The 24,005-nt window shown below is 60.6% G+C and carries 18 protein-coding genes; 7 read left to right on the plus strand and 11 right to left on the minus strand.

The genetic code is table 11. The annotated features are described in order from the left end of the window. Nucleotides 1-173: 173 nt before the first annotated feature. Together ACQKIK_RS03140 and ACQKIK_RS03145 are read left to right on the plus strand one after the other, a co-directional pair. Entirely contained in the window at nt 174-869 is a 696-nt protein-coding gene (locus ACQKIK_RS03140) for an AzlC family ABC transporter permease (protein ID WP_064481831.1), read from the plus strand. Further along, nucleotides 866-1,180, plus strand: coding sequence for an AzlD domain-containing protein (locus ACQKIK_RS03145; RefSeq protein ID WP_064481830.1), 315 nt, complete (start codon nt 866-868; stop codon nt 1,178-1,180). Before ACQKIK_RS03140 ends, ACQKIK_RS03145 begins: the two co-directional genes overlap by 4 nt. Nucleotides 1,181-1,187: 7 nt before the next feature. On the opposite strand, the gene ACQKIK_RS03150 is transcribed toward ACQKIK_RS03145, so the two are convergent. Next, complete coding sequence (locus ACQKIK_RS03150) at nt 1,188-3,134, minus strand: DNA topoisomerase III (protein ID WP_499134710.1); 1,947 nt, start codon at nt 3,132-3,134, stop codon at nt 1,188-1,190. 278 nt (nt 3,135-3,412) lie between these two features. Between ACQKIK_RS03150 and ACQKIK_RS03155 the strand changes: the two genes are divergently transcribed. Next, nucleotides 3,413-4,384 (plus strand): hypothetical protein, encoded by a 972-nt coding sequence (locus ACQKIK_RS03155; RefSeq protein WP_499134712.1) that lies wholly within the window; start codon nt 3,413-3,415, stop codon nt 4,382-4,384. 147 nt (nt 4,385-4,531) lie between these two features. On the opposite strand, the gene ACQKIK_RS03160 is transcribed toward ACQKIK_RS03155, so the two are convergent. The 6 genes from ACQKIK_RS03160 to ACQKIK_RS03185 all read right to left on the minus strand — a co-directional run bounded on the left by ACQKIK_RS03160 (nt 4,532) and on the right by ACQKIK_RS03185 (nt 12,414). Further along, entirely contained in the window at nt 4,532-6,493 is a 1,962-nt protein-coding gene (locus tag ACQKIK_RS03160) for a methyl-accepting chemotaxis protein (protein WP_499134714.1), read from the minus strand. Between the two features lie 455 nt (nt 6,494-6,948). Then, nucleotides 6,949-7,737, minus strand: a complete 789-nt coding sequence (locus ACQKIK_RS03165; RefSeq protein ID WP_499134715.1) for a WecB/TagA/CpsF family glycosyltransferase — start codon at nt 7,735-7,737, stop codon at nt 6,949-6,951. Between the two features lie 500 nt (nt 7,738-8,237). Further along, nucleotides 8,238-9,416, minus strand: a complete 1,179-nt coding sequence (locus ACQKIK_RS03170; protein ID WP_499134717.1) for a sensor domain-containing diguanylate cyclase — start codon at nt 9,414-9,416, stop codon at nt 8,238-8,240. A 16-nt stretch (nt 9,417-9,432) separates the two neighbouring features. Then, the gene (locus ACQKIK_RS03175) at nt 9,433-9,978 is read right to left on the minus strand and encodes a 7TMR-DISMED2 domain-containing protein (protein WP_499134718.1); all 546 of its coding nucleotides are present in this window, start codon (nt 9,976-9,978) and stop codon (nt 9,433-9,435) included. 359 nt (nt 9,979-10,337) lie between these two features. Next, the gene (locus tag ACQKIK_RS03180) at nt 10,338-11,039 is read right to left on the minus strand and encodes an SDR family NAD(P)-dependent oxidoreductase (RefSeq protein WP_499135185.1); all 702 of its coding nucleotides are present in this window, start codon (nt 11,037-11,039) and stop codon (nt 10,338-10,340) included. Nucleotides 11,040-11,103: 64 nt separating this feature from the next. After that, on the minus strand, nt 11,104-12,414 hold the full coding sequence (locus ACQKIK_RS03185) for an ABC1 kinase family protein (protein ID WP_064481824.1): 1,311 nt from the start codon (nt 12,412-12,414) through the stop codon (nt 11,104-11,106). Nucleotides 12,415-12,860: 446 nt separating this feature from the next. On the opposite strand from ACQKIK_RS03185, the gene ACQKIK_RS03190 reads away from it, so the two are divergent. From ACQKIK_RS03190 to ACQKIK_RS03200, 3 genes are all read left to right on the plus strand, one after another. Then, entirely contained in the window at nt 12,861-14,387 is a 1,527-nt protein-coding gene (locus ACQKIK_RS03190; protein WP_064481823.1) for an ATPase domain-containing protein, read from the plus strand. Continuing rightward, nucleotides 14,371-16,092: a response regulator gene (locus tag ACQKIK_RS03195; protein WP_499134720.1), complete on the plus strand. Its 1,722-nt coding sequence runs from the start codon at nt 14,371-14,373 to the stop codon at nt 16,090-16,092. The genes ACQKIK_RS03190 and ACQKIK_RS03195 overlap by 17 nt, the downstream gene beginning before the upstream one ends. Nucleotides 16,093-16,228: 136 nt before the next feature. Continuing rightward, a complete protein-coding gene (locus ACQKIK_RS03200) occupies nt 16,229-17,755 on the plus strand; it encodes a sialate O-acetylesterase (RefSeq protein ID WP_499134722.1) in 1,527 nt (508 codons plus the stop codon). Between the two features lie 2 nt (nt 17,756-17,757). Here ACQKIK_RS03200 and ACQKIK_RS03205 read toward each other — a convergent pair whose 3' ends face one another. After that, nucleotides 17,758-18,678 carry an AraC family transcriptional regulator gene (locus ACQKIK_RS03205; protein WP_241530468.1) on the minus strand — a complete coding sequence of 307 codons (921 nt, stop codon included), beginning with the start codon at nt 18,676-18,678 and terminating at the stop codon, nt 17,758-17,760. 209 nt (nt 18,679-18,887) lie between these two features. Here ACQKIK_RS03205 and ACQKIK_RS03210 point away from each other — a divergent pair, with 209 nt between their 5' ends. Beyond that, nucleotides 18,888-21,200: a putative bifunctional diguanylate cyclase/phosphodiesterase gene (locus ACQKIK_RS03210; RefSeq protein WP_499134724.1), complete on the plus strand. Its 2,313-nt coding sequence runs from the start codon at nt 18,888-18,890 to the stop codon at nt 21,198-21,200. Between the two features lie 79 nt (nt 21,201-21,279). Here ACQKIK_RS03210 and ACQKIK_RS03215 read toward each other — a convergent pair whose 3' ends face one another. The 3 genes from ACQKIK_RS03215 to ACQKIK_RS03225 form a co-directional block, all read right to left on the minus strand. Then, the gene (locus ACQKIK_RS03215; protein ID WP_045429196.1) at nt 21,280-21,732 is read right to left on the minus strand and encodes a PA2169 family four-helix-bundle protein; all 453 of its coding nucleotides are present in this window, start codon (nt 21,730-21,732) and stop codon (nt 21,280-21,282) included. 116 nt (nt 21,733-21,848) lie between these two features. Continuing rightward, nucleotides 21,849-23,204 (minus strand): heavy metal sensor histidine kinase, encoded by a 1,356-nt coding sequence (locus ACQKIK_RS03220; protein WP_499134725.1) that lies wholly within the window; start codon nt 23,202-23,204, stop codon nt 21,849-21,851. Further along, nucleotides 23,201-23,872, minus strand: coding sequence for a heavy metal response regulator transcription factor (locus ACQKIK_RS03225; protein ID WP_499134726.1), 672 nt, complete (start codon nt 23,870-23,872; stop codon nt 23,201-23,203). The genes ACQKIK_RS03220 and ACQKIK_RS03225 overlap by 4 nt, the downstream gene beginning before the upstream one ends. Between the last annotated feature and the right edge of the window lie 133 nt (nt 23,873-24,005).

The following is a 24,005-nucleotide window of genomic DNA, read 5'->3' on the forward strand; positions in this document are numbered from 1 at the left end:
CGAAAAAGGCGCGCGCATTCTAAACGCGAATGGGCACACCTGCTGGGGCGATGGACAACCAGGCGGACCTCGCTTGCTGGCTACCGCAGCCGAGACAGCAACGAAGCGCCCGGTCTAGACTGTTCGGCCCGGTGCGATGAGCGCACCCCTCGAGCCATCAAGGACAGCGACAGATGGAAGCCACCGCATACCGACCCGTCGACGCCCTGCGCCGGGTCGCACCCGCCGCGCTGGCGATCATCCCGGTCAGCCTGTTGTTTGGCGTGCTGGCCGGCCGCTCGGACTGGAGCCCGCTGGAAGTCGCCCTGATAGGCCTGTTGGGGTTCACCGGCAGCGGTCAGTTTGCGGTGCTGCCGCTGGCCGATTCCGGCGCCGGGTTCATCACCATGCTGCTGCTCACCGCCTCGATCAACAGTCGCTACCTGCCAATCGCCTATGTTTCGGCCTCACGGCTGCCGCGAACCAGGGGGCTGCGCGCGCTCCTCGCTCATATGCTGGGTGACGAGGCCTATGCCACCGAAAGTGAACAGGACAGCTGGGCATCGCTGGCCGTGATCCGCGCCACGCTGTTCCTCACCTGGGTAGTTGCCGGCGTGGCAGGTGCGGTCATCGGCAACCTGATCCCGGCGAACTGGCTCGCTGCCGACCTGAACCTGGGCTTCCCGGCAAGCGTCGTGTTGATGTTCCTCTCTGCCAGCCAGCTCCGCTCACGCCTGCCCCAACTCAGCGTCAGCCACGTTCGCTTGTCGCTGGCCGTCGCGCTCTGCACGCTGATCGCCGTGGCGCTGATCATGCTGCTCGGGCCGCTGTATTTCTGGATTCCAAGCGTGCTGCTCGCCACCTGCGTATTGGCGCGGGTGCGCTCATGAACACGTCCGTGCTGCTGGCCATTGTGGCGCTGTTCGCCACCAGTTGCCTGGTGCGCATCCTGCCGGTGTTCGTCACGCTCGACCTGAGTGACGCGACCCGGCGCATTCTGGAGCGCGTGCTGCCGACCGCCGTGTTCATCAACTTCGCGGTGTACATCCTCTACAGCGAGGCCGCCAAGGCACCGCTCGCCGCCACCGCTGCATTGGCGCTGGTGGCGGGCATCGCTGTGGCGACACGGCTGGGGCTGATCGTCACGGCGGTGCTGGGTAGCGCCTGCTATTACCTCTTGCAGACCTGGTTTGCCGGATAGTAGACCCTCATGCGGGGCTGGGTGACTTCGCAGCGCGGCGCGTTTTGGGTGCGGCTTTGCGGCCTGCGCCCTTGCGCTTTTTCCAGGGTGCGCCGCGACCGGCAGGCGCGGCGGGCCCGCTGATAGTCAGGCGAACGCCCTTACAGCGCTCGACCTGCTTGCTCATCCACGCAGATTGCTTGCTGACGAATTCGTCCAGGCCCATTTCGCCGCTCTGGACCATGTCCAGCGCCTGTTCCCAGATCGCCGTGGTGCCAGGGTCGGCAATGGCGCGCGGCACCGCATCGATCAGGCTGAAGGCCGCCGGCGTCGCCGCCAATGCCTTGCCCTGTTTGGTCAGGTAGCCGCGGTCGAGCAGACCTTGAATGATCCCCGCGCGCGTCGCCTCGGTGCCGATGCCGGTGGTGTCCTTGAGCTTCTGCTTCAGCTTGGGATCGTCCACCAGCTTGGCCACGTTCTTCATCGCCTTGATCAGATCACCTTCGGTGAATGGCTTGGGCGGCTGCGTCCAGAGGTCCTTGAAGGTCAGGTCGTGGATCGGGCATATCTGCCCCTCACGCAGCGCCGGAAGTGTCTGCGGCCCTGGCGCCTCACGGCCGCGATTGGCGGCCAGCGCCTCGGGCAAGGCGCGCTTCCAGCCCGGCTCGACGATCTGTTTGCCGACAGCCCGCAGTGCCTGGCCTGCGCAGTCGAAATCGGCCTGGGTGCGGTCGTATTCATGCGAGGGCAGAAACTGCGCCAGGTAACGGGCACGGATCAACGTATAGACCGCCCGCGGTTTGCCAGTCAGCCGTTCAAAGGCGCGAGCCGCCGCCGTGGGGATGATGCCGTGGTGCGCCCCGACCTTGGCGTCGTTCCAGGCACGCGACTTACGCCGGGGTTCGAGGTGCGGCGCGAGCTCGCCGAGGGATGGATCGGCCTGCGCCAACGCGGCCAGGATGCCCGGTGCTTCGCTGTGCTGACTCAACGGCAGGTAGCCACAATCGCTGCGCGGATAGGTGATGAGCTTGTGGGTTTCATAGAGCGCCTGGGCGATATCCAGCGTTTCCTGAGCGCCCAGGCCGAGCTTCTTCGAGCAGATTTCCTGCAGGGTGCCCAGATCGAACGGCAACGGCGCCGCTTCGCGCATGCGTTCGGTCTTGAGTCGTTGCACCCGGGCGCTGCCAGCCGCACGCATGGCCTCGGCCGCTCGCTGCGCCAGCGCTTGGTCGAGGCAACGCCCCTGGTCATCGCTGTGCGCCTCCGGCGCGCGCCACTGCGCGGTAAAGGGCACCGGATTCTCACCCAAAAGCTGCACCTCGATGGCCCAGAATGGCTGCGGCACGAAGTCGGCAATGCTGCGGTCGCGGTCGACCACCAGGCGCAGCGTCGGCGTCTGTACCCGACCAACCGGCAACACGCCCTGATAGCCGGACTGTCGCCCAAGCAGGGTGAACAGTCGGCTCATGTTCATGCCGATCAGCCAGTCCGCCCGCGAACGCCCGAGCGCCGATTGATAAAGGTTGAAGGTATCGGCGCCGGGCCGCAGCGCACCGAGCGCCTTGCGAATCGAGGCATCGTCCAGCGCCGATAGCCACAGTCGCTGGATCGGCCCTCGGTAACGGCAATGCTCCACCAGTTCGCGGGCGATCATCTCCCCTTCGCGATCGGCGTCGGTGGCGATCACCAGTTCACTGGCTTCGCCCAGCAGCCGTTTCACGGCCTTGTACTGGCTGGCAGTCTTGGGCTTGACCAGCATCTTCCAGCGCTCGGGCACGATCGGCAGATCAGCCAGCACCCAGCGCTTGTAACGCGCGTCGTAACTGTCCGGCGGTGCGGTTTCCAACAGATGGCCGATGCACCAAGTCACAGTGACGCCGGCACCAAGCCAGCAACCATCGCCCCGCCGAGAGGCGCCGAGCACCTGAGCGATATCTTTGGCTTGAGAAGGTTTTTCGCAGAGAAACAGCCGCATCACGTCGTCACTGGGTCATTTTCCATGCTGACTAGCATGCGCAGCGACAACGCGGCAGGCAAGATTTATCTGTATGGATATACAGACCAGGGATGCTGATAGCGGAGAAATCCAGCGTGGATGGGAATGACGAAGGTCTGCTTTCGGCAGGAGCAGCCGGCCGATGGATAATAAATGTCATGTCAATCTTTGAACAAGTACATATCCAGATATCTTCTGGAAATTATTCTTGCCTCGCAATAGTATAGTCACTACGTTGGCGATATTAACGAGACTATATGGACATTACTCAGCACACCAATCTTACAAAGATATTCGATCCCAAATGCTGCTTTGTGTGTGGCGAGGAACTTCATGAAAAACAAGACAATTACTCACAAGAACACGTATTTCCTAAATGGTTATTAAATAAATTCTCCCTTTGGAATGAAAGCATAATTCTTTTGAATGGCAGCAGAATTAGATACAAGGATATTAAAATTCCATGCTGCAAGCTCTGCAATAATGTGCACCTATCCTCAATCGAGCTAGAGGTAAAAAATTCTTTCACAGATGGCTATGAGGCTTTTTGCAAACTAGACAAGGGGCGACTTGCTCTTTGGTTGATAAAGATTTATCTGGGGATGTTAAGAAAAGAGACTGCATTGAACTTGAATAGATCTTTCCCAGGCTCTAGAAATATTCTTGAGCCAGATGAACTATTTCCATACAGAGTCCTTCAGGCTATCCTCAAAGGAGTATCAAAACCAATCGACTTTAGGTGTAATAGCTCCGAAGTTCCTGCCTCGATATTTATATATAAAGTCAAGGACGGCACTGGCCCTGATTTTAACTATTTCGACACATGGAGTAGCATGTGCCTAAAGCTTAAGATCGGCCAAATAGGATTGCTGGCGGTATTCGATATGGGGGTGCTGTCAGAGGTTTACTCCAGTCTGTTTTCGAAATATGAAGCATACGAACTTCACTATCAGCAATATTTAGAGTTGGTTGCGAGGGCTGTAGAGAGATCTCTGGCATACAGCCATGCGCCATTTTGCAGCATAGATGATCGTGCAGATGGCATCACTGTCACCGTAGAGAGTTCCTACCTTAGCTCGGGCTTCTACAGATTTGATGATTTCTCCTGTGAAGAGCTTGCAAGCGCTTTTGAAGCCTTGGGTGGTAACAGGGCATCAATCTATAGTGAGGAAGGCTGGGGACTGACAAGCCTAGTATCTGACAGTGGCGAATTTAGAGTATTAGATTAGATCCCTTCTCCACCTCATCAACAAAGCGGTAACTAGCGTGGGTGGACCGCACTGCAGCGCGTAACGGATAGCTCCGCCTGCGGTACGGCTCCACTAACGTAGCGAGCGGCTGCTTTGCGGCAGAGGGTCACACCGCAGTGTCACGGCTCAAGCAACCTTGAACCGTCCCACCAGCTGTTGCTGTTGTTCAGCCAGGCGGGCGAGTTCCAGACTGGTCGTGGCCGTCTGTTCTGCGCCCGCGCTCACCTGAATCGCAACATCGTTGATTTCGACGATGTTGCGGTTGATGTCTTCGGCCACCGCACTCTGCTGCTCCGCGGCCGTGGCGATCTGCAGGTTGCGATCACTGATCGCCGAAACACCTTCAGCTATCTCTGCAAGCAACTCACCCGCCCGGCCAATGTTGCTGGAGCCGCTCTGCGCTTTGACCAGTGTTTCCTGCATCGAGCGAGCCGCCCGGTCAGCCCCGCCCTGGAGGTTGGCGATCATGTTTTGGATATTGCCGGTGGACTCCTGGGTCTTCTGGGCAAGCGTCCGTACCTCAGACGCGACGACCGCGAAACCACGCCCGTGCTCCCCTGCTCGGGCGGCTTCGATGGCCGCGTTGAGCGCCAGCAGGTTCGTCTGGTCGGCAATCCCACGGATCACATCCAGCACAGACGAGATGGAATCGCTCTCGCGCTTCAGGTCCGCGATGATGCTTGCCGTCTGGTCAGCTTGGTCAGACAGCTGACGAATGAGGCCAATGGTGCTTTCGACCTCGGCTCGCCCTTGAGCCGTATTGGCGTTGAGCTGCTGCGACAGCTCGGCGGCATCGTTTGTGCTTCTGGCCACATCGCGCACGGTCGCGCTCATTTCGTTGATGGCGGTCACCACCAGCTCGGTTCCCTGACGCTGCCGATCGATGCTCTCGCTCGTTTGTACCGTAACTGCGGACGACTCCTCGGCGGCCGTTGCCACCTGCGCCGTTGCGGCACTGATCTCTTGAACGACCTGCTGCAGCTCCATCGCCATGAGGTTGAGGTTGCGTGAGATCTCGCCGAACTCGTCCTTGCCCTCGTAGCGCGACTTGGCCGTCAGATCCCGCGCCGACAGTGCCAGCAGCGCCTGATTGACCTCCCGAACGGCCAGCTTGATGTTGCGAATGATCAGCATGGACAGGCCAACCACCACCAACAGCGCGATGACCACCGCGGAGACGGTCATCCACAAGGCGCTCTGTGCCTCGTCGCGCGCCTGAGCGGCCAAGGTCCCGACGTCCTGAGCCAGTGTCTGTTCCAGCTCACCCATAAGATCGATCCGGTTGGTGGCTGTCTCGAACCACTTTTCACTGTCAACGCCCAGGCTTTGGCCAATCGGCACTTCAAAAGCCAAGCGTTGCAGCCGCACCACTTCGAGCGCGCTCGGCTGCTGCAGTTTTTCATCCAGCGCACGGGTAAAACCCTCCGCCGCCGCACGACGGAAGCCTTCCATATAGGCAGAGAATTCACCGAGGTTTCGGCTGAAAGACGCAAGCAAGGGCGCGTCGAAGCGACCCTGAGCGAAGACAACACCCAGCATTGCGCGCTCGCGGCCTGCACGCTCCTTCATTTCGATGAACTGGTTGAGGCCGCCTAGCGCTCGTGCGAGCGTGGCGTCCTGCACCCCGCGCTCCACCGCATGTGTGAAACCGATCAGGGATCTGATGTATCCGGTGAAGCGCGCACCGGACTCGACATTGGTGATCGCAAACGCGTCGACCTGCGAACGCGATGCCGGAAGTTCATCAAGGCCCTTTAGAACAGTGCCTATGTGCGAGCTATCACGTGCGGCAAGTTCCCTCACGGCGCTCAACGCTTCATCGGTAGCTTGACGCATGCCTGGCAGGCGATTCGCCATGGTGCGTCCCTGGCTCCCCAGGTAGACCCCACTGGCGCCACGCTCACGCTGCAATGCGGTGATCAGACGGCTGACGGTCTGCGCGGCCACGCTGGCCTCTACAGTGTCCTCCATCTGTTTCAGCGTGCTGTAGCTGTTAGCGATGTACAGGCTGGCGAGCCAAAGGAAACCGAGTACCGGACACGCAAGAATGAGAACGAGCTTCGCGCTCAGGGGAATATTTTTCAGCATAGGAACCTCATGCTCCGTTTTCACGGAGCGGCGCAGGCATGGGCATTTCTCGCTCCGCTGCACCGGGATGCAATGCATCCGATGCGTGAGAGCGGTTTTTTATGTCTGTTTGGGCGGTCGAAGCTTTTCGTAGATGCTCAGAAGCTTTTCGTGGATGCCCAATACAGAGGCCGACGCATGCCGAACAGGCTGCGTGGAATCCGTTTTTGACCGGCGGTATTTTTTCGGTTTGAGCCTCAGCCACCCCTGACGCAAGTCAATTTAGTAACGCCAATATCTCGCCACTCGTCGGGATGTGCATTACTCGGTACACCTATCCCTATCAAGGGTGGCCGGCGGCTGCGCCGCCATGGGTTGGGCTAGCGAAATCCTTTCGATTACAACCAGATCAACGACAGCCATCGGGGCGGACGGCAGTCGTAAGAAAGGGAACGACGGCCTTCACGCTCCGGCCATCACCGAAACTGCCGGTACACGATAGGCATGATGCGAACCGCGTCTTTGGCGTAGCGCTTTGCCAGGCGTCGCGGTTCGGTGCACATACGGTGCAACCATTCGAGCGACATGCGCTGCATCCATCTCGGCGCTCGCTGAACCTTGCCGGAGAGGAAGTCGATCGACGCCCCGACGCACAGTCCGACCCCTCGTGCTCGACCATCTGCTCGAATCAGTCGCCCCAGAACTTCCTGGCGAGGGCAACCTACGGCAAGTACCACGAGCTCGGCAGGATGACCGATGACGAAGTCCATGCACGTCTGAACGTCCTGCGGGTTGTCGTCGAAGCCCATGGGCGGGTTGTGATGAAAAAAGGTCACATTCGGGTATAGCCGACGCATCGTTCGTACGTCCGATGCGTCGCTGCCAACCACCGTTACCCGCCACTTCTTCGCCTCGGCGACATACATCAGTTCCGCGGTCAGGTCGCTGCCAGGGATAACGTCCGGGACAGGGATGCGCAGCAGTGTCATCAAGCCTTTCAACACCTGGCTGTCGCAAATCCTGTGACTGGCGTTTGCATAGGCGCGGCGCAGTTCGGAATCGTCTTCGAGCCGGACCACATGGTTGACGTTAGGGGTGACGATATAGCTGAACTCGCGGTTGCTCGCCTCGATGATGTGGGCGATGAGCTCAGCATTCGATCCGTCATAGAACTCGATATCGAACCCTCTTACTGTGCTTTGTCTGTTGCAACTGGACGGTCGCTCGTCTGCATGGGGCTCCTTGGGTCCCAAAAGCTTTTGCAAAACGCTGTCTCCTCGTCAGACATAGGGCATCGCATACGGGTGCGTTCAAGCTCAGCCAGCATTAAACGCCGCTGAAGCTTGCATGGTTCTTAAACTGAACCCGATCGAACGCAGAGGTTCGAGCCAAGCGGCGAGGAACCGGACAGCGAACAGCTGGCTTTGACGCGCCCGTGGCGATCAACCTGCAGCGCTGCCGTCTGACACGCATTTGCGGTCGCTTCGGCAGCTGTGTCGGATCAACAAGGATGGGGACAGTGCTCGGCCAGCTCGCAACGCAACGCCGTGTGGAATCGAGCACCTGGGCAATGCCCTTGGCGTGGAGGGAGAGCTAGTCTCAAAGAAACAACCGCATCAGGTCGTCACCGGATCCTATGCGATGCCGCAGCGCATCAGCAGCGATGCGCGGCAGGCAAGACCCATCCATATGGCTATATAGAGAGTTGTCCAATCCGTCCCGCCGATGGTCAGGCGGTTGGGTCACAACGGGCACACCGATCGGTTCAATCGCTTACGCGATCAGCCAACGCTTCGATGCTAAAAACCATAGCGGGCTCTGCTTGGCACACGCGGTTGCGACCGCTTTCCTTAGCCTCGTACAGCGCCCCGTCGGCGCGCGCTAGTGCGGACTCGATGCTCTCTTGGGTGGTATCGATCTCTGCGACACCGATACTTACGGTGACCTGAATGTTCTCGCCTATGCTGGACGTAACTTCCAGCGCCTGCACGGCGCAACGGATGCGCTCGGCAAATTGGCCAGCCTCCATGAGGTTAGCCCCTGGCAGCAGAACGACAAACTCCTCGCCGCCCAAACGAGCAACCAGGTCAATAGTGCGACTTTCTTCTTTCAGAGTTTTCGCCAAGTGCCTGATGACCTGGTCGCCACTGGCGTGGCCGTGGGAGTCGTTAATGCGTTTGAAATGATCAATATCGAGCGTCACGATCGATATCGAAGTGCGGGAGCTTCTGGCCAGATTGAGTAAGTAATCTGATTCTGGAAAGAAGTACCGTCGGTTATACAGCTTGGTCAGAGGGTCAGTGTCCGCCTGCTTTTTCAAATCCTCTTGAGAGGCACGCATATCCTCTAGCAGCTTGATCCGGTGCGAGATGATGAATGCCAGCGTCAGCGCTTCGAGCACGATACCGATGCCAACCCCATGACTGCTTACATAGGTCGGTGAAAGGATGCCTTTATAAGTAAGCACGGCAAGAATATTGAATAGTACGAAGAAGCTGTGGCCAACCAGGAAATACTTTACGAGCGGATGACCTTTGCGATACAGCGAGATGCTGACCGAAAAGGTGACCAGCATCATCAGCGCTGCCAGACTGCTTGCCGGTTTGAGCGCAGCAGAAATATCAAAAATGGACCATATGAAGGTGACCGCCAGGAGCGCAATCAGTGCTTGCAGAAAGCGGTGCTCGGTGGGGTAGAACAACTTCGTCTCGAAGATTGACATCATGAACAGCAGCAAGAAGATGGGCATCGTAATCAGCGACATGTTCAGCTGGAAAACTGCGTCACCATACCCATCAAACACGCTGGCAATCAGGCCGTAGGAGAGCGCGATCCAAACTAGCCCAGAGATAAGATAAAGTGAATAGTAGATATTCTCCCTGTTACTGGTGGCGAAATACAGCAGCGCATTGTAGAACACTAGAGCGAGCAGCATGCCGACCATAAGGGCGATATCGGTATTAACACTTACCAATGCCAGACGCGACGCTCGTTCGTTCGTTATAAATATCGATCGCGAACCATTGGTGAGAATAAGATACGCTGCGCAAGTAAAGCGTGGTGGACTGCTGCGCGGGAAGCGCCAGCGGGAAAACTAACGTTCCGCGAAACATCAAGTCGGAATCAGCAGCTTGGTTCATATTAAGCTGTTCGCGTTGCCGCAGCTTGCCGTCCCGTTCTTCATAAATTTCAACTGAGCGTAGATGGTATGCATGCGGAAGGTGAATAAATAGCTTCTGGTCCGTATCCGATGCGTTGCGCAGAATAAGCCGGTACCAGGCGACCCTTGCGTCAGCGCCAAGAGAGGTCCGGTTGCCAGTTTCGTTAAATGGCTGGGCTCTGGCCTGGTCAAACGTCAGGTTGTGCGAGGCATCGACAAAATAGCCCATCCGAAAATCGGTCTGTTTGATCGGGTGCTCGCCAATTACTACCGCTGGTGCTGCCCGTGTCTGCGCCGCTGCCAGCAGCACAATAAACGCGAACAACACCTGCTTATATAGATCCATCTGCCAAAGCCTGTCTTATGTTCGCGTGTACACGGGTCATACGTAGCGCTGCGGTTCTTTAATGGAATATACGCATAACGGACCATCACTCCCATTGTGAAATCATGAACAGAGGGAGCGCGCCTGACAGATGCTAGGGGCCAGTGGCAGGGAAGACTATTCGAGCATACTTTCCCCTCGCGGAAGGCTCGACGTAAGTCCCGTTGCGCTCGGTTGTGGAACCGTTTCCTGAAGGCTATTTATTTCAGGATCAGTCGAACCGGGTTACCTCAAGCTGCCGCGCCACCAGCAATAGAAACGACACACCCTATGTAGCTGAAAATCAGCAGTCCCTGCCCTCCCTACTTCATCGCCTGCTCCTACCAGGGCAACGCTTCACCGCTATACGCATAAAACCCGCCGCTCGCCTCGGGTCCCAACCCGTCGATAACGCGCAGCAGATCATGCGCTGCATCGGCGGCAGGCCGGCCAATCTCGGCGCCGCGGAAGGGCTGGGATAGATTCGAGCTGACCGTGCCTGGATGCAACGCCAGCAGTACGGCATTCGGCTGGCTGCGCTTGACCTCAATGGCAGCCGTCTTGATCAGCATGTTCAGCGCGGCCTTGGAGGCGCGATAGCTGTACCAGCCACCGAGGCGGTTGTCGCCAATGCTGCCGACCTTGGCCGAGAGCATCGCCAGCACGCCGCGTTGGCGGTCGAGCAATCCGGAGAAATACCGCAGCAGCAGCGCCGGGCCAAAGGCGTTGATCTGAAAGGTTTCGAGTAGCTGTTGATGATCGAGGTCAGCGAGGCGTTTTTCCGGCATGAAAGCATCGCTGTGCAGCACGCCGGCGGCGTTGATGATCAGGTGGAAAGGCCCATGTCCGGCTAGCTCCGCCGCGGCCTGCTCGATGCTGACTGGATCCGCCAAGTCCAGCGGCGGCGAAGTCGAGCGCCCCAGTTCCGTTACTGATGCGCAGCGTGGGTCCGTGCGCAACGCGTCGACCAGCGCAGCCCCGATGCCGCCGGAGGCACCAATAACCAGCGCGCGATAGCCCTCGGGAAACGATTCCATATGCATCATGGTTGCCTCTGGCCGAGATCCGGCCTGGTTGGGTGGGTCGGGCTCAGTTCAGATCGAGCGCTTAGCCCGGTTTATTGGTTTGCAGGCCGGCACGCCATTGCTCGATATGATTCGCCAGCAGGTCGGCAACCGGCAGGCAAGCGCCGAGTCGGTAGAGGTTCCAGTAATGCCCTTCCAGCGTGCGGTTGACCAGCAGCGTACCGGACGCCGGCTGCAGACTGCCGAGCGCCGACATCAACAGCGGCGAAAGCTCGATCAGTTGTTGATGCAGCGATGCGCCGCGGAAATCCCATTGCGCACCCGGTTGCAGCAACGGGTGCAGCAGCAGATGGATGCGTCGATACAGACTATGCGGCGGCGCGCTGCCGGGCTGGCGACCGCCGAGTGCCTGGAAGCCCGCCTCCAGCGCCTCGCTGGAGGGGCCGCGCAGGGCATCGAAGATCTGCACATAAGCGCGCAGCAAACGCTCCGGCAGTGGCACGACACTGCCGAAATCGTAGACCACCAGCTCCCCCGTCTCGGTCCAGGCCAGGTTGCCCGGGTGCGGATCGGCGTGCAGCTGCCCGAGGCCGAACGCCTGCTCGGCAAGCCAGTCGCACAGCGCTTCGGCCAGTCGTTGGCGAATTTCGATGGGCGCCTGTTCAACCTCATTCATTGAGCGCCCCGGCCGCTCCTCCAGCACCAGCACACCTGGGCGGCACAGCTCCGTTGCGGCAAAGGGAATATGCACACCTGGCCAATCCGCAAAGTGCTGACGGAAGCACTCCAGGTTTTGGCGCTCGGCGTCGTAGTCGAGCTCCTGGTCGATGCCGCGTTGCAGCTCACGGTAGACGGATTCGAGTCGCGCCGAGGGCGTGCCGAACAATCTCCCTAGCGGCATCAGCCGGCGCAGCTGACGCAGGTCGGCGTCGCAGATGGCGCGGATGCCCGGGTACTGGATTTTCATGATCAACGCCCGCCCCTGCTGGTCACGCGCCCGGTGCACCTGCCCCAGGGACGCCGCCGCGGCGGGTTGCGCTTCGATCGTGTCGAACAGTTCGTACAAGCGCCCGTCATAGCGACGCTGCAGATGTGATTCGAGCGAGGCGAACGGCAGCGACGGCACCTGATTCTGCAGACGAGACAACGCCGCACTGACCGGTGGGGGCAGGACGTCCTGCCATTGCGAGGCTTGCTGGCCGAGCTTGAGCACCGGGCCTTTCATCTGCCCCAGCGTATCCCCCAGCAACGCCCCGATCGGCGCCCAGTCGATGCGTGCCTTACCGGGGGTGATGCGCTGCACCAGCAGGTTCCCGGCGATTCGTGCGCCGGTGCCGCCGAGATTCAGAAAGCGCCCCAGTGCAGACGCCGATGGGCGAGAGAAACGAGACATGCAGGTTACCCGCGGCAGGCAAAGCCTGATCATGGGGCAGCTGACCAGATGAACCAAGGGTCAATGGTTGCAACCTGTTGCGTCGTCATCTCGTCAGTAGCCTATTCGACACAGCAAGCGAAACGTCTGCAAGCCCGGTCTGGCGGGCTATCAAGCCCGCAATAGAACCGGCTGAGCGCGCCTGGTAAACAGGCTGACACGGAACGGGCCAGGGGAAAACGGGTCGGATTATCTGACTGCGCCCCTCGGCTATCGTCCGCCGCACGCCTGCAACACGCTCGCTCGGTATGCCCCTGGCGATTGCTCGAGAGGGTTTTAGCCCGACCCGCCGATTAGGCAATTTACGGGCGTGTTCCGCATGGCCCTTGCCCTGAATTCATGGACTCGGCCGGCAGGAACAACAAACGCGGCTTCATTCATACAGAAGCCTGCGTAAGGAGTACGGAATGACCGATCACATTGATCCTTCCTTCAACCCGGACGAAGACTTCCCTCGTATTTCCACAGGCAGCGAAGGCCTGGACGACATCCTCGGCGGCGGCCTGGACCCGAACCGGATGTACCTCTACGAAGGCAGCCCGGGCGCCGGTAAAACCACCATCGCCATGCAATTCCTGCTGGAGGGCGTTCGTCAGGGCGAACAGGTCCTTTATGTGACCCTGTCGGAAACCAAGCAAGAACTGGAACTGGTCGCCAAGCGGCACGGCTGGTCGCTCGAAGGCATCGACGTGTTCGAGCTGGTAACCCCTGAGGCCAGCCTCGACCCCGAGCTCGAACTGACCGTCCTGCATCCGGCAGAGATGGAGCTGAGCGAAACCACTCAGCAAGTCTTCGACCGCGTGACACAAACCAACCCGACCCGGGTGATCTTCGACAGCCTCTCGGAAATGCGATTGCTGGCGCAAAGCCCGCTGCGCTATCGGCGTCAGGTTTTGGCACTCAAGCACTTCTTCACCACCCGCCGCTGCACCGTGATCCTGCTGGACGACCAGACCTCGGAACTGGGCGACCTGCAGCTTCACTCGATCTCCCACGGCGTGGTCATGCTGGAGCAGCTGGCCATCGACTACGGCGCCGAGCGGCGGCGTTTGCGCGTGGTGAAGATGCGCGGCATCCAGTTTCGCGGCGGCTATCACGACTTCGTCATCCGCAAAGGCGGGTTGCAGATCTTCCCTCGTCTGATCGCGGCCGAGCATCACTCCCGCTACATTGGCGAGGCGGCCTCATCCGGCAATGCCGCACTGGACACCATGCTCGGCGGCGGTCTGGAGCGTGGCACCAACGCGCTGTTCGTCGGGGCAGCAGGCGTTGGCAAGTCGTCCTTGGCATTGAGTTTTGCGGTCGCCGCATGCAAGCGCGGCGAGCAGGTCTCCTTCTTCGTCTTCGACGAAAACATCGGCACGCTGCTGGCGCGTGGACGGTCGCTAGGGCTTGCCATGGAGCCCTGGATCGAACAGGGCCTGCTGCATCTGCAACAGGTTGACCCGGCTGAGTTGTCGCCCGGTGAATTCACCGCAGCCGTGCGTCGCAGCGTTGAAGAGCAAGGCTCGAAGTTAGTAATCCTGGACAGCCTCAACGGCTATCTGCATGCGATGCCGGATGGCCGCTTCCTGATCCTGCAGATGCACGAGCTGCTCAGCTACCTGGGACAAAAAGGCGTGATCAGCATCATGGTGCTGGCCCAGCATGGGCTGGTGGGACCAATGGATACGCCAATCGATATCAGCTACCTCAGCGATGCGGTTATCATGCTGCGCTACTTCGAGCACGCCGGCATCGTCCGCAGGGCCTTGTCTGTGGTCAAGAAGCGCAGCGGGCGGCACGAGAATACGGTTCGCGAATACCGCCTAGGGCCTTCGGGCACTCAGGTCGGGCCACCGCTGAGTCACTTCAGCGGGATTCTATCGGGCACACCGGAATACACCGGTGATGCGACTCAGCTACTGACAGACGAGCATGACGACGCCCACTAAACCAGAGCATCCGCTGATCGTCGTCTACGCCCCCATCGGCCGGGATGGCCCGGCCACAGCCGAACTGCTGCGCCGCAGCGGCATGGATGCGGTGGTCTGTCACGGCGTCGATGAAGTGCTGCGACGCGCCGAAACCGATGCCTCGGCGGTGTTCATCGCCGAAGAAGGCCTTTTTGGCCATGATCTACAGGCCTTGTCCGACTGGGTCGATCAGCAACCGCCCTGGTCGGACTTTCCGTTCGTGGTCCTCACCAGCAAGCACCAACAGCCCGCCGTTGCCGCCTGGCGTCAGCGCATGGTGGCGGCGCTGCGCAACGTCTCGTTGCTGGAGCGGCCCGTGCAGAGCATCACCCTGACCAGCGCCATTCAGGCCGCCGTACGGGGTCGTCTGCGCCAGTACGAAGTGCGTGCACTGATCGACGCGCGCGAACGGGCTTCACAAGAGCTCGAAGCACTGGTGGTAGAGCGCACCAGCGAACTGGAACGCACCAACCTCGAATTGCGCACGCAGATGGCCGAGCGTGCGCACATCGAAGAAACCCTGCGGCAAACGCAGAAGATCGAAGCCATCGGCCAGCTCACCGGTGGCATCGCCCACGACTTCAACAATCTGCTGATGGTGATCTCTGGCGGGCTCGACATGCTTGATCGCCGCGCCGATCCGGAGCGCCGCAAGCGCCTCATGGACGGCATGCGACAAGCCGCCCAGCGCGGCTCGGCACTGACCCGTCAGCTGCTTGCGTTTTCCCGCCGTCAGTCATTGGCGCCGGAAGCCGTCGACCTGGCTCAGCGGATCAGCCAGATGCGCGAACTACTCGACCGCAGCTTGCGCGGCGATGTGCATGTGAAAGAAGAATTCGCGTCGGACCTATGGCCCGTCGAGGTGGATCCAGGCGAACTAGAGCTGGTCATCCTCAACCTCGCGGTCAATGCGCGCGATGCCATGCCTGAAGGTGGCTCGATTCTTCTGCAGGCCTGCAACGCACCTGGCGAACAGGTGCTGGGTCGCCGAGGCGATTTCGTTCGCCTGGCGGTCATCGATTCCGGCGTCGGCATCCCTGCTGACGTTCGCAATCGGGTTTTCGATCCCTTCTTCACGACCAAGGAAATCGGCAAGGGATCCGGGCTCGGCCTCGCTCAGGTGTACGGCTTCGCGCGGCAATCCGGCGGCACGGTATGGATTGATACCGAGTGCGGCCAGGGCACCAGTGTGGTGATGTTGCTGCCGCGCTCGGTCAACTTGCCGAGCCCGACGAAAGACCAACCGCTGGTGAACGAGCCGGCCCGGCGCTCGGTTGGCAACGTATTGCTGGTTGATGACGATGACGAAGTGGCCGCACTGGTGGGCGAGATGCTCGAACACCTCGGCTACGAGGTGACCTATGCCGCCAGCGCCGCAGCAGCGCTGGGTGCGCTCGCCAATGAGCGGGAAGTCGATGTCGTGTTCTCCGACGTGATGATGCCCGGCGGCATGAACGGTCTGGAGCTGGCACGGGAAATCCGGGCGCGCCAGTTCGGTGTACCGGTTCTGCTCACCAGTGGCTACGCCGAGGCTATCAAGCAAACGGCCGAAGCCGAAGGCGTACAGGTGCTGGCCAAACCCTACCGGCTAGAAGAATTGGCAGCGGCCCTCAAGGACGTGGTCGAAACCATCTTGGCCCCCCACAGCCTTGCCGCTCGCGATGTGCATCGCCTTGATGGCTAGGGCCCGTCGCGCACTCCGTCAGAACTAAGCGCATCCCAGGCCGTCGAAACGCCTGCCCTACGCTTGCGGTACGCCGCATCCGGCCTCCTCCCCTTGCATCGCGCTCGTTTGCGCCTCAATCACAAGGAACCGATCGATGCTCCCTGCTGACAACCAGTCCCGCCGAACCTTCCTAGCCCCTCGCACCCCGATTGCTTATGCCTTCAGCGGCCTGCTGTTATCAGGCGCCGCACTGCTCGCCCATGCCGATGAACAGGCTATCGCGGCGCGCGACGCGCAGAACAAGCGCTGGAGCCAGCAGATGATCGAGCAACCCAAGCATCAGCCGCCAGCGCTCGACGCGAAGTACAACCACATCATCACCTTCGGTCAGTCGCTGGCCTCGGCAGCCGAGGGCTGGCCCGCGCTGTCGAAAAAGCCGGGCTACGACAACCTGATGCTGGGCGACGCGACGCGCTCGGCGACTTTCAGTGGTGATCGTTTTGTGCCGGTCGGCGGCGCCGCGTTCAAGCCGCTCCAGGCGGTGGTGCAACTCAAACGCGACCCGAAGGTTCTGCTCGATGCCGACGCCGTTGCGAAGCTGGAAGAAAAAGCGCAGGAAGAAGGCGAGTCGGTGGAAGTCGGCGCATTGAACATGGCCCGACGGCTCTATCTCGATAGCAAAGGCATCGAGGCCGACCCGGAGCATTTGCTCGTCGCCAGTAACGCCGCCACCTCCGGCCGTTCCATTGCTCAGCTGTCCAAGGTCGGCGGCACCCACGAATACAAGCGCGTGCTCCAAGCGGTGGATCAGGCCCGGCAGGTCGCGCAGGCCGATGACGCCAGCTACAACCTCAGCGCCCTGTTCTGGCTGCAAGGCGAATACGACTATGCCGAGGTACAGGGCGGCGTCAACGACAAGGCCACCTACAAGAAGATGCTGCGTCAATTGCGCAACGACCTGAACGAGGACACGGTCAAGGCCATCGGCCAGGAGCGGATGCCCGCGTTCATCAGCTACCAGACCGACGCCAAGACATCGGTCGTCGATGGCAGCCTGGACATCGGCCTTGCGCAGTGGGAGCTGGCGAAGGAAGAGCCCAACTGGTACCTGGCCGGCCCCGTCTATCCCTACGTCGACAAAGGCACGCATCTGTCGGCCAATGGCTACCGCTGGTTCGGCCAGATGCTCGGCAAAGTACTCCACCAGGTGGTGGTCGAGCAGCGCGGCTGGCAACCGCTATCACCGCTGCACGCGACGGTCGAAGGCCGTGAAATCCTGATGGACTTCCACGTGCCTCATCCGCCGCTGGCCTTCAGCGAGCCCTATCTGGGGCACAAGGCGCAGATGATCGAGAATTACGGTTTCGTCATCACCGATGACAAGGGCAAGGTACCGGTGGAAAACATCGAAGCCGCCGCTGATACCGTATTGCGCCTGGTGGTTGGCCGCGATCTGGTGGGCATCCCGACGATTCGCTACGCCAGCCATGCAACAGGCGGCGCCGGTGAGCTGCATGACAGTGACCCGACCGTAGCGGACGCCACCTATGAATACCTGCCCGACGAGGGCATGCCGGAAGAGGCAAACATCGAGGCGCTGGTCGGCAAGCCCTACCCGCTCTACAACTGGTCCATTGCCTTCGAACTCAAGCCCAGCAAGGGGCATGATTCGGCGCGCTGAGATCAGGCCATGCTGCGCAGACGGGCCAGGTCCTTGACCGGGGAGGCGCCGAACAAGCGGCTGTATTCACGGCTGAATTGCGAGGGGCTTTCATAGCCCACCCGGTAACCCGCTGCCGACACTTCCAACCCTTCGGCCACCAACAACCGGCGGGCTTCCTGCAGGCGAAGCTGCTTCTGATATTGCAACGGACTCATGGCCGTTAGTGCCTTGAATCGATGATGCAGGCTGGAGCTGCTGAGATTGACCCGTCGCGCTAACTCATCGATGCGCAGCGGCTCGACGTAGTTGCGATTGAGCCACTCGATCGCATCGTTGACCCGGTGCGACTGACTGCCTTGCAGCGCCACCGCCTGAAGGTGGTGCCCCTGCGGCCCGCAGAGCAGTCGGTAGAAAATCTCGCGCACTGCCAATGGCGCGAGGACCGGGATGTCCTTGGGGTTGTTTAGCAGGCGCACCAGCCGCAGGGTGGCGTCCAGCAGCGGCGCGTCGATACGGTCCAGATAGAGGCCACGCCCCGCGGTATCTTCCGGCGCTGGCGCCGGGTTGGCGTCGGCAACCAGCCCGGCAATCAGTGATGGGTCGATGTCCAGCCGAATGCAGATGTAAGGCTCATCGCTGGACGCCCGAATCACGCAGCCGGCAACAGGCAGCGTCACCGACACCACCAAATAATGTAGCGGGTCGTAGCGATACAGCTCATCAGCCAGGCGCACTTCCTTGCCGCCCTGAACGATGACGCACAACGCCGGCTTATGCAGGCCATAAGTCATCTCGCCAGGCTTTGCGCAGCGGATCAGATGCAGCGGCTCGATGGCGGTCGGGTGCATGCCGTCGCCGCTGACGGCGCCTTCGACCAGCCGCGCCAGCTCGGCGCGCTGTGCGCTGGTCTCGTCACTCGATGGGGAGATGAAGGAATTCATGAGCAGCGGGTTCCGGAAAACGGATGAAACAGCTTAGCAGTTCGTTCGATTTTGCCTGAGCGATGGGGACCTTTGTGTGTAGAACCGTTCGAGTGCCGGCGATTCGCGGCGAAGCACCCGCAGCCAGCCAATGTGCACCTCCGATTGCTGTCATCGCTATGACATAACGTGATGATATTTTGCCACCACTACGCATTGAGTGCCCTGCCGTGATTCGACGGTTCCTGTCCTCCCCCACGTTTCCTCAGGCGCTGTTGCTATCGCTCTGTATCGCCACGCTGGCATTCCTGTGGGGATCGTACTGGCACCACGGACAGACGTCGCGAAGGGCGGCGTTGCAAGCCAAGGCCGCCGAGCATCTCAGCCTCGCCCGTAGTGCCGTGGAGAACCTGCAACAACGCGTCGACCGCGTGCGGGTCATCGGTCACCTGATGTTGAGCGACGGCTTCAGCTCCGACGGTCAAAGCCTCGCTCGCATGCTTGCCGAGGACACTACCCTCAAGCGCTTGAGCCTCTACGATCTGGACGGGCACCTACTCAACGCCACCACGTCTGACAGCCAGCCACTGCCAGAGCAATGGCTCGCGGAATTCAACGCCCATAATGCGCAGTACGGTAACCAGCCCTTCCTGCTACGACCCATGGCGTCGCTGCAGGCAGCAGAGCCTGCAAGCTGGCAGTTACCTTTTCTGATACCGCTGACCGGCCCCGACTCGATTGAGTTGAAGCGCATCCTGTTGGTTCAGCTGGACGTCAGCCCACTCGCCGTTCTACTCAATCACGCCGACCTGGGCGCTACCGGGCTGGTGCGATTGCTGGACAGGGCTGACGAGGGACGGCTCCACTTCACAAACGGTGGAATGACCGCCGCAGGCAAACGCCTCAGACCCGGTCTGCCTGCGGCGACGGATGCCGGCATGACCACCCAATACAGCGCTGATCAGGAATATCAGAGCCTTTACAGCCGCGCTCGCGACAGCGGCTTCAGCGTGGTCGTCAGCCAGCAGGTTGGCGAAATCCTCGCGGCCCACCAACGCAGTTTCAGCCGTCAGTTGTGGATGAATCTCGGCATGACGTTGCTCATCCTCGGCGGAGTGATCTGGGCGATGCGGCTGTTGCAGAGGCGCCACGAGGCATTCTGCGCGCTGGAGCAGGCCCATCGGATCGACCAAGAGCGGATCAGTCGTCTGGAGGACGAACATCGGCGCAGCACCCATGCAGCCGCTACCGACCACCTGAGCGGCCTGCACAATCGCCGGCAATTCCTGGATACCTGCAGTGAAACCCTGGCTCGCCAGCGCAACCTGCGTCGTTTGATGGCAATACTCTTCATCGACATGGATCGCTTCAAGTCGATCAACGATTCGCTGGGGCACAAGGTCGGGGATCTGCTACTGCAGGCCGTGGCGGGACGGATCAGCCGCGCGCTGGAACCCGGCGATCAGGCGGCGCGCTTCGGTGGTGATGAATTCGTCGTGCTGCTTGCGGGCGACCGAAGTGAAGAGCAGATCGACACCTGGGTCCGCGATCTGGTGAACAAGCTCACCGCCGTCTATGCTCTCGATGAACATGAGGTCAACACCAGCCCGAGCATCGGTGTCAGCATCTGTCCCCGTGATGGTCAGGAGGTCGACGGTTTGATCCGCTGCGCTGACGCGGCGATGTACTCGGCCAAGCAGTCCGGCCGCGGCCAGTATCGGTTCTTCGACCCCTCCCTGAACCTCACGGATATCAATGAATTCTCGCTGGAGCAGTCGCTGGTTGCCGCGTTGAGCGAACGGCAATTCGTCCTGCACTACCAGCCGCAAATCCGGTTGGATTCGATGCAGGTCTCTGGTTATGAAGCACTAGTGCGCTGGGAGCACCCGCAATTCGGCCTGCTCTACCCGGATCGCTTCATTTCGCTGGCAGAGCGCAGCGGGTTCATCGTCGCGCTCGGCTGGGAAGTGATACGTCTCGCGCTGGAGGAACTGAAAGGTTGGCGGGCGGATGGCCGATCTTCGCGACTCGCCGTCAACGTTTCGGCCATACAGCTGCGTCAAGCCGATTTCAGCGAACGTTTGCTCAGCGAGCTGGCGCAGCGCGGCATCGAAGCCTGGCAGTTCGAGCTGGAGATTACCGAAACGGTCGTACTCGATGATGAAGGCATGGCCGTCGAGCATCTCGAACGGCTGCGTGTGGCAGGGCTGAACATCAGCCTTGATGACTTCGGCAGAGGTTATGCGGGCTTCGCCCACCTGCACTCGATGCCGCTCAATACGCTGAAGATAGACCGGGCGTTGATCGCCCCGCTGTCGAACAGCTATGACGACAACCCCATCGTCTCGTCCACCATCACGCTGGCGAAGCGCCTGGGTTTGACGGTGGTGGCCGAGGGTGTGGAAACGCGGGATCAGCTCGTCTATCTGAAGCTGGCGGGCTGCGACATTGCGCAGGGCTATCATTTCAGTCGCCCCATGTCAGCCGAACAGCTCTATCAATACGCTCCGTTCACCAGAACGGCGGAACCCGTTTGTGGATGACGCCGCAGCCCGCATCACGGGTCCAGCATCGACAAAAAAACGCCGGCACTGAGGCCGGCGTTTTCGCAACATCGATCGATCAGCTACGGGCGCGCTCGGCGTCGCGCAGTGCCTTGACCTCATCATGGTTGCGCTGCACGCCCTGCATCTGACGCTCGACCACTGAACGGACATCCATTGGCAGGTCCTTCTCGAGCGCTTTGCGGTAGCTCTTGAGGGCAACGTCTTCGCCACGCTCGCACTCGTTGAGGATGGACTCGTCATCCTTGCCGGTGACCTTGGTCTTCAGGTCGACCCAGCGACGGTGCATATCACCGGCGGTGCTGGTGGAGGTTTCCGGATCGCCACCCATAGTGCGTACCAATTGCTGTAGCTCAGCGGCTGCCGTGGCGCAATCCTGGGCACGTTGATTCATGGTGGTCTTCAGCTGCGGATTCTTCAGGTCATCAGCGCATTCGCGGAAGCCCTTCTCACCGTCTTTGCTGGTTTCGATGAGATCGTTGAGTACGGAAATGGTGTCTTTGTTATCCATTGAGAAAGTCTCCTACGGGCTTGGATGAACGGCCGGAAAGAACACGGCCAACCTGTTAAGTCGACTCTGCCGTTTCGATAAAGGTTCAGCCTGTCTGCCCGGCGGGACCGCAACGTTCAGCGAGGAAAGGACAGGCTGAAGCAAGTAACCGATGCGTCACTGGTCACCCGAACTTCACCGCCATGCAACTGCATGATCGAGCGCACGATTGCCAGCCCCAGCCCGCCAGAGTCGCCCGGTTGGGCACGGGACGGATCGCAGCGATAGAAGCGGTCGAACAGCCGCGGCAGGTGTTCGGCTGCAATCGGCTCGCCGCTGTTTTCGACAGTGATCACCACGTTGTCAGCGGTACGCTCGCAGCTCACGCGGACCTCCGTTCCCGTCGCGCCATAGCGCAGCGCATTGGCGATGAGGTTGGCCAGCGCCCTGCGCAGCAGATCCGGATCGGCGTGCAGGCTGCCGCTCGCTTCGTTCACTACCCGCATCTGGTGCTCTTCGGCAACGCCCTCGAAATAATCACCGAGCTGTTCCACCGTTTCGGTCAGGTCGAGGTCCTGCCGGTGAATTGCCGCGTCGACCTGCTCGGTGCGGGCTAAAAACAACATGTTGTTGATCATCCTGGCCAGACGCTCGTATTCCTCCTGATTGGAAGCCAGCAGGCTCTGGTAATCCTCCAGCGAACGCACCCGCCGCAAGGTTTGCTGGGTCTGGCCCATCAGGTTGCTGAGCGGGGTGCGCATCTCGTGCGCCAGGTCCTCGGAAAACCGCGACAGCTGCGCGAAACCGGCCTCCAGTCGCGCGAGCATCTGGTTCAGTGCCTCGCTCAAGGCCCGCAACTCGCTCAGCTCGGCACTGTCCTCGATGCGCAGATGCAGGTGCTGGACGTCGATCGCCAGCGCCCGGCGGGTCAGCTGACGAACCGGCCGCAGTCCTCGTTCGCTCACCAGCCAGCCCAGCAGAAACGCCAGTAGCGCACCGGTGGCCAGGGCCAGCCAGAGTTTCAGGCGGTACGCGGCAAGCATCTGCTCACGCTCGCCCAACAATTTGCCGGCAATCAGCGTCAGGCCGCCACGTGGTCGTTCAATCTGTATCCAGGCCAACCGCGCCTGATCACCCAGATCCTCCAGCTGCGGGTGATCCGCCGGCGGCAATTGCGGGATCGCCAACTGAACGGGATTGATCTCGATCAGCGGCGCCCCACTCTCCCCCAGCACCCACAGCAGACTGTCGCGATTGCCGAGCATGTTGGCGTAGAGCTGAGGTCGCTCGCGCAGCACCTCGATGCTGTCACTGTCATCGAGCAAGGCCGCCATGCGCTCCAGCCGCCCAAGCAGCGCCTGGTCGTCGCGCCAGGCAATCTCGCGCTCCAGTGATTGATAGAGGTAGAAGCCAATCGCACCCAGCAACGCCGTGCTGACCAGCGCAAACATCAGTGCCAGACGCAGGCTCAGCGAGCGTGGCAGCAGCTTCATTCCTGCACTTCCAACAGGTAGCCCATGCCGCGCACGGTGTGGATCAGTTTGGGCTGGTAGGGGTCGTCGACCTTCGCTCGCAGCCGGCGTATCGCGACGTCGACGACATTGGTATCGCTGTCGAAATTCATCTGCCAGACCTGCGAGGCGATCTGCGCCCGCGACAGCACTTCGCCTTCACGACTGAGCAGCAGATGCAGCAGGGCGAATTCCTTGTTGGTCAGCGTCAGCCGCTCACCCTGACGCGTCACCCGACGGCGCAGCAGGTCCAGTTCCAGATCGGCGACCTTGAACTGCTCGACTTCGCGCGGCGGCCCGCGGCGCAGCAAGGTGCGCACCCGCGCCAGCAGCTCGGCGTAGGAAAACGGCTTGACCAGATAGTCGTCAGCGCCCAGCTCAAGGCCTTTGACCCGGTCCTCCACCGCATCGCGCGCGGTAAGAAAAAGCACCGGCGTCTGCGCCTTGCGCCGCACGATCTGCAACAGCTGCCAGCCGTCGATGCCCGGCAACATGACGTCGAGGATGATCAGGTCGAACTCGCTTTCCTGAATCAGGTGCTGACCGTCCAGGCCGTTGAGCGCGACCTCTACCAGATAGCCCGACTCGCTCAACCCCTTGCGCAGGTAATCGGCCGTCTTGAACTCGTCTTCTACTACCAGTATGCGCATCTGTTTCCTCCGGGCGAGGCGCATAGGCTAGGCGCCCTCGTGCGTTTATCCCATTACAAATACGTAATGCGCAGGCAATGGGTTTGACGGGGCCAACCGCACAGGATGGCGCCACCTGCTCCACGGAGCCCAT

Source organism: Pseudomonas sp. NPDC047961 (genome assembly GCF_050272435.1).
Lineage (GTDB): Bacteria > Pseudomonadota > Gammaproteobacteria > Pseudomonadales > Pseudomonadaceae > Stutzerimonas.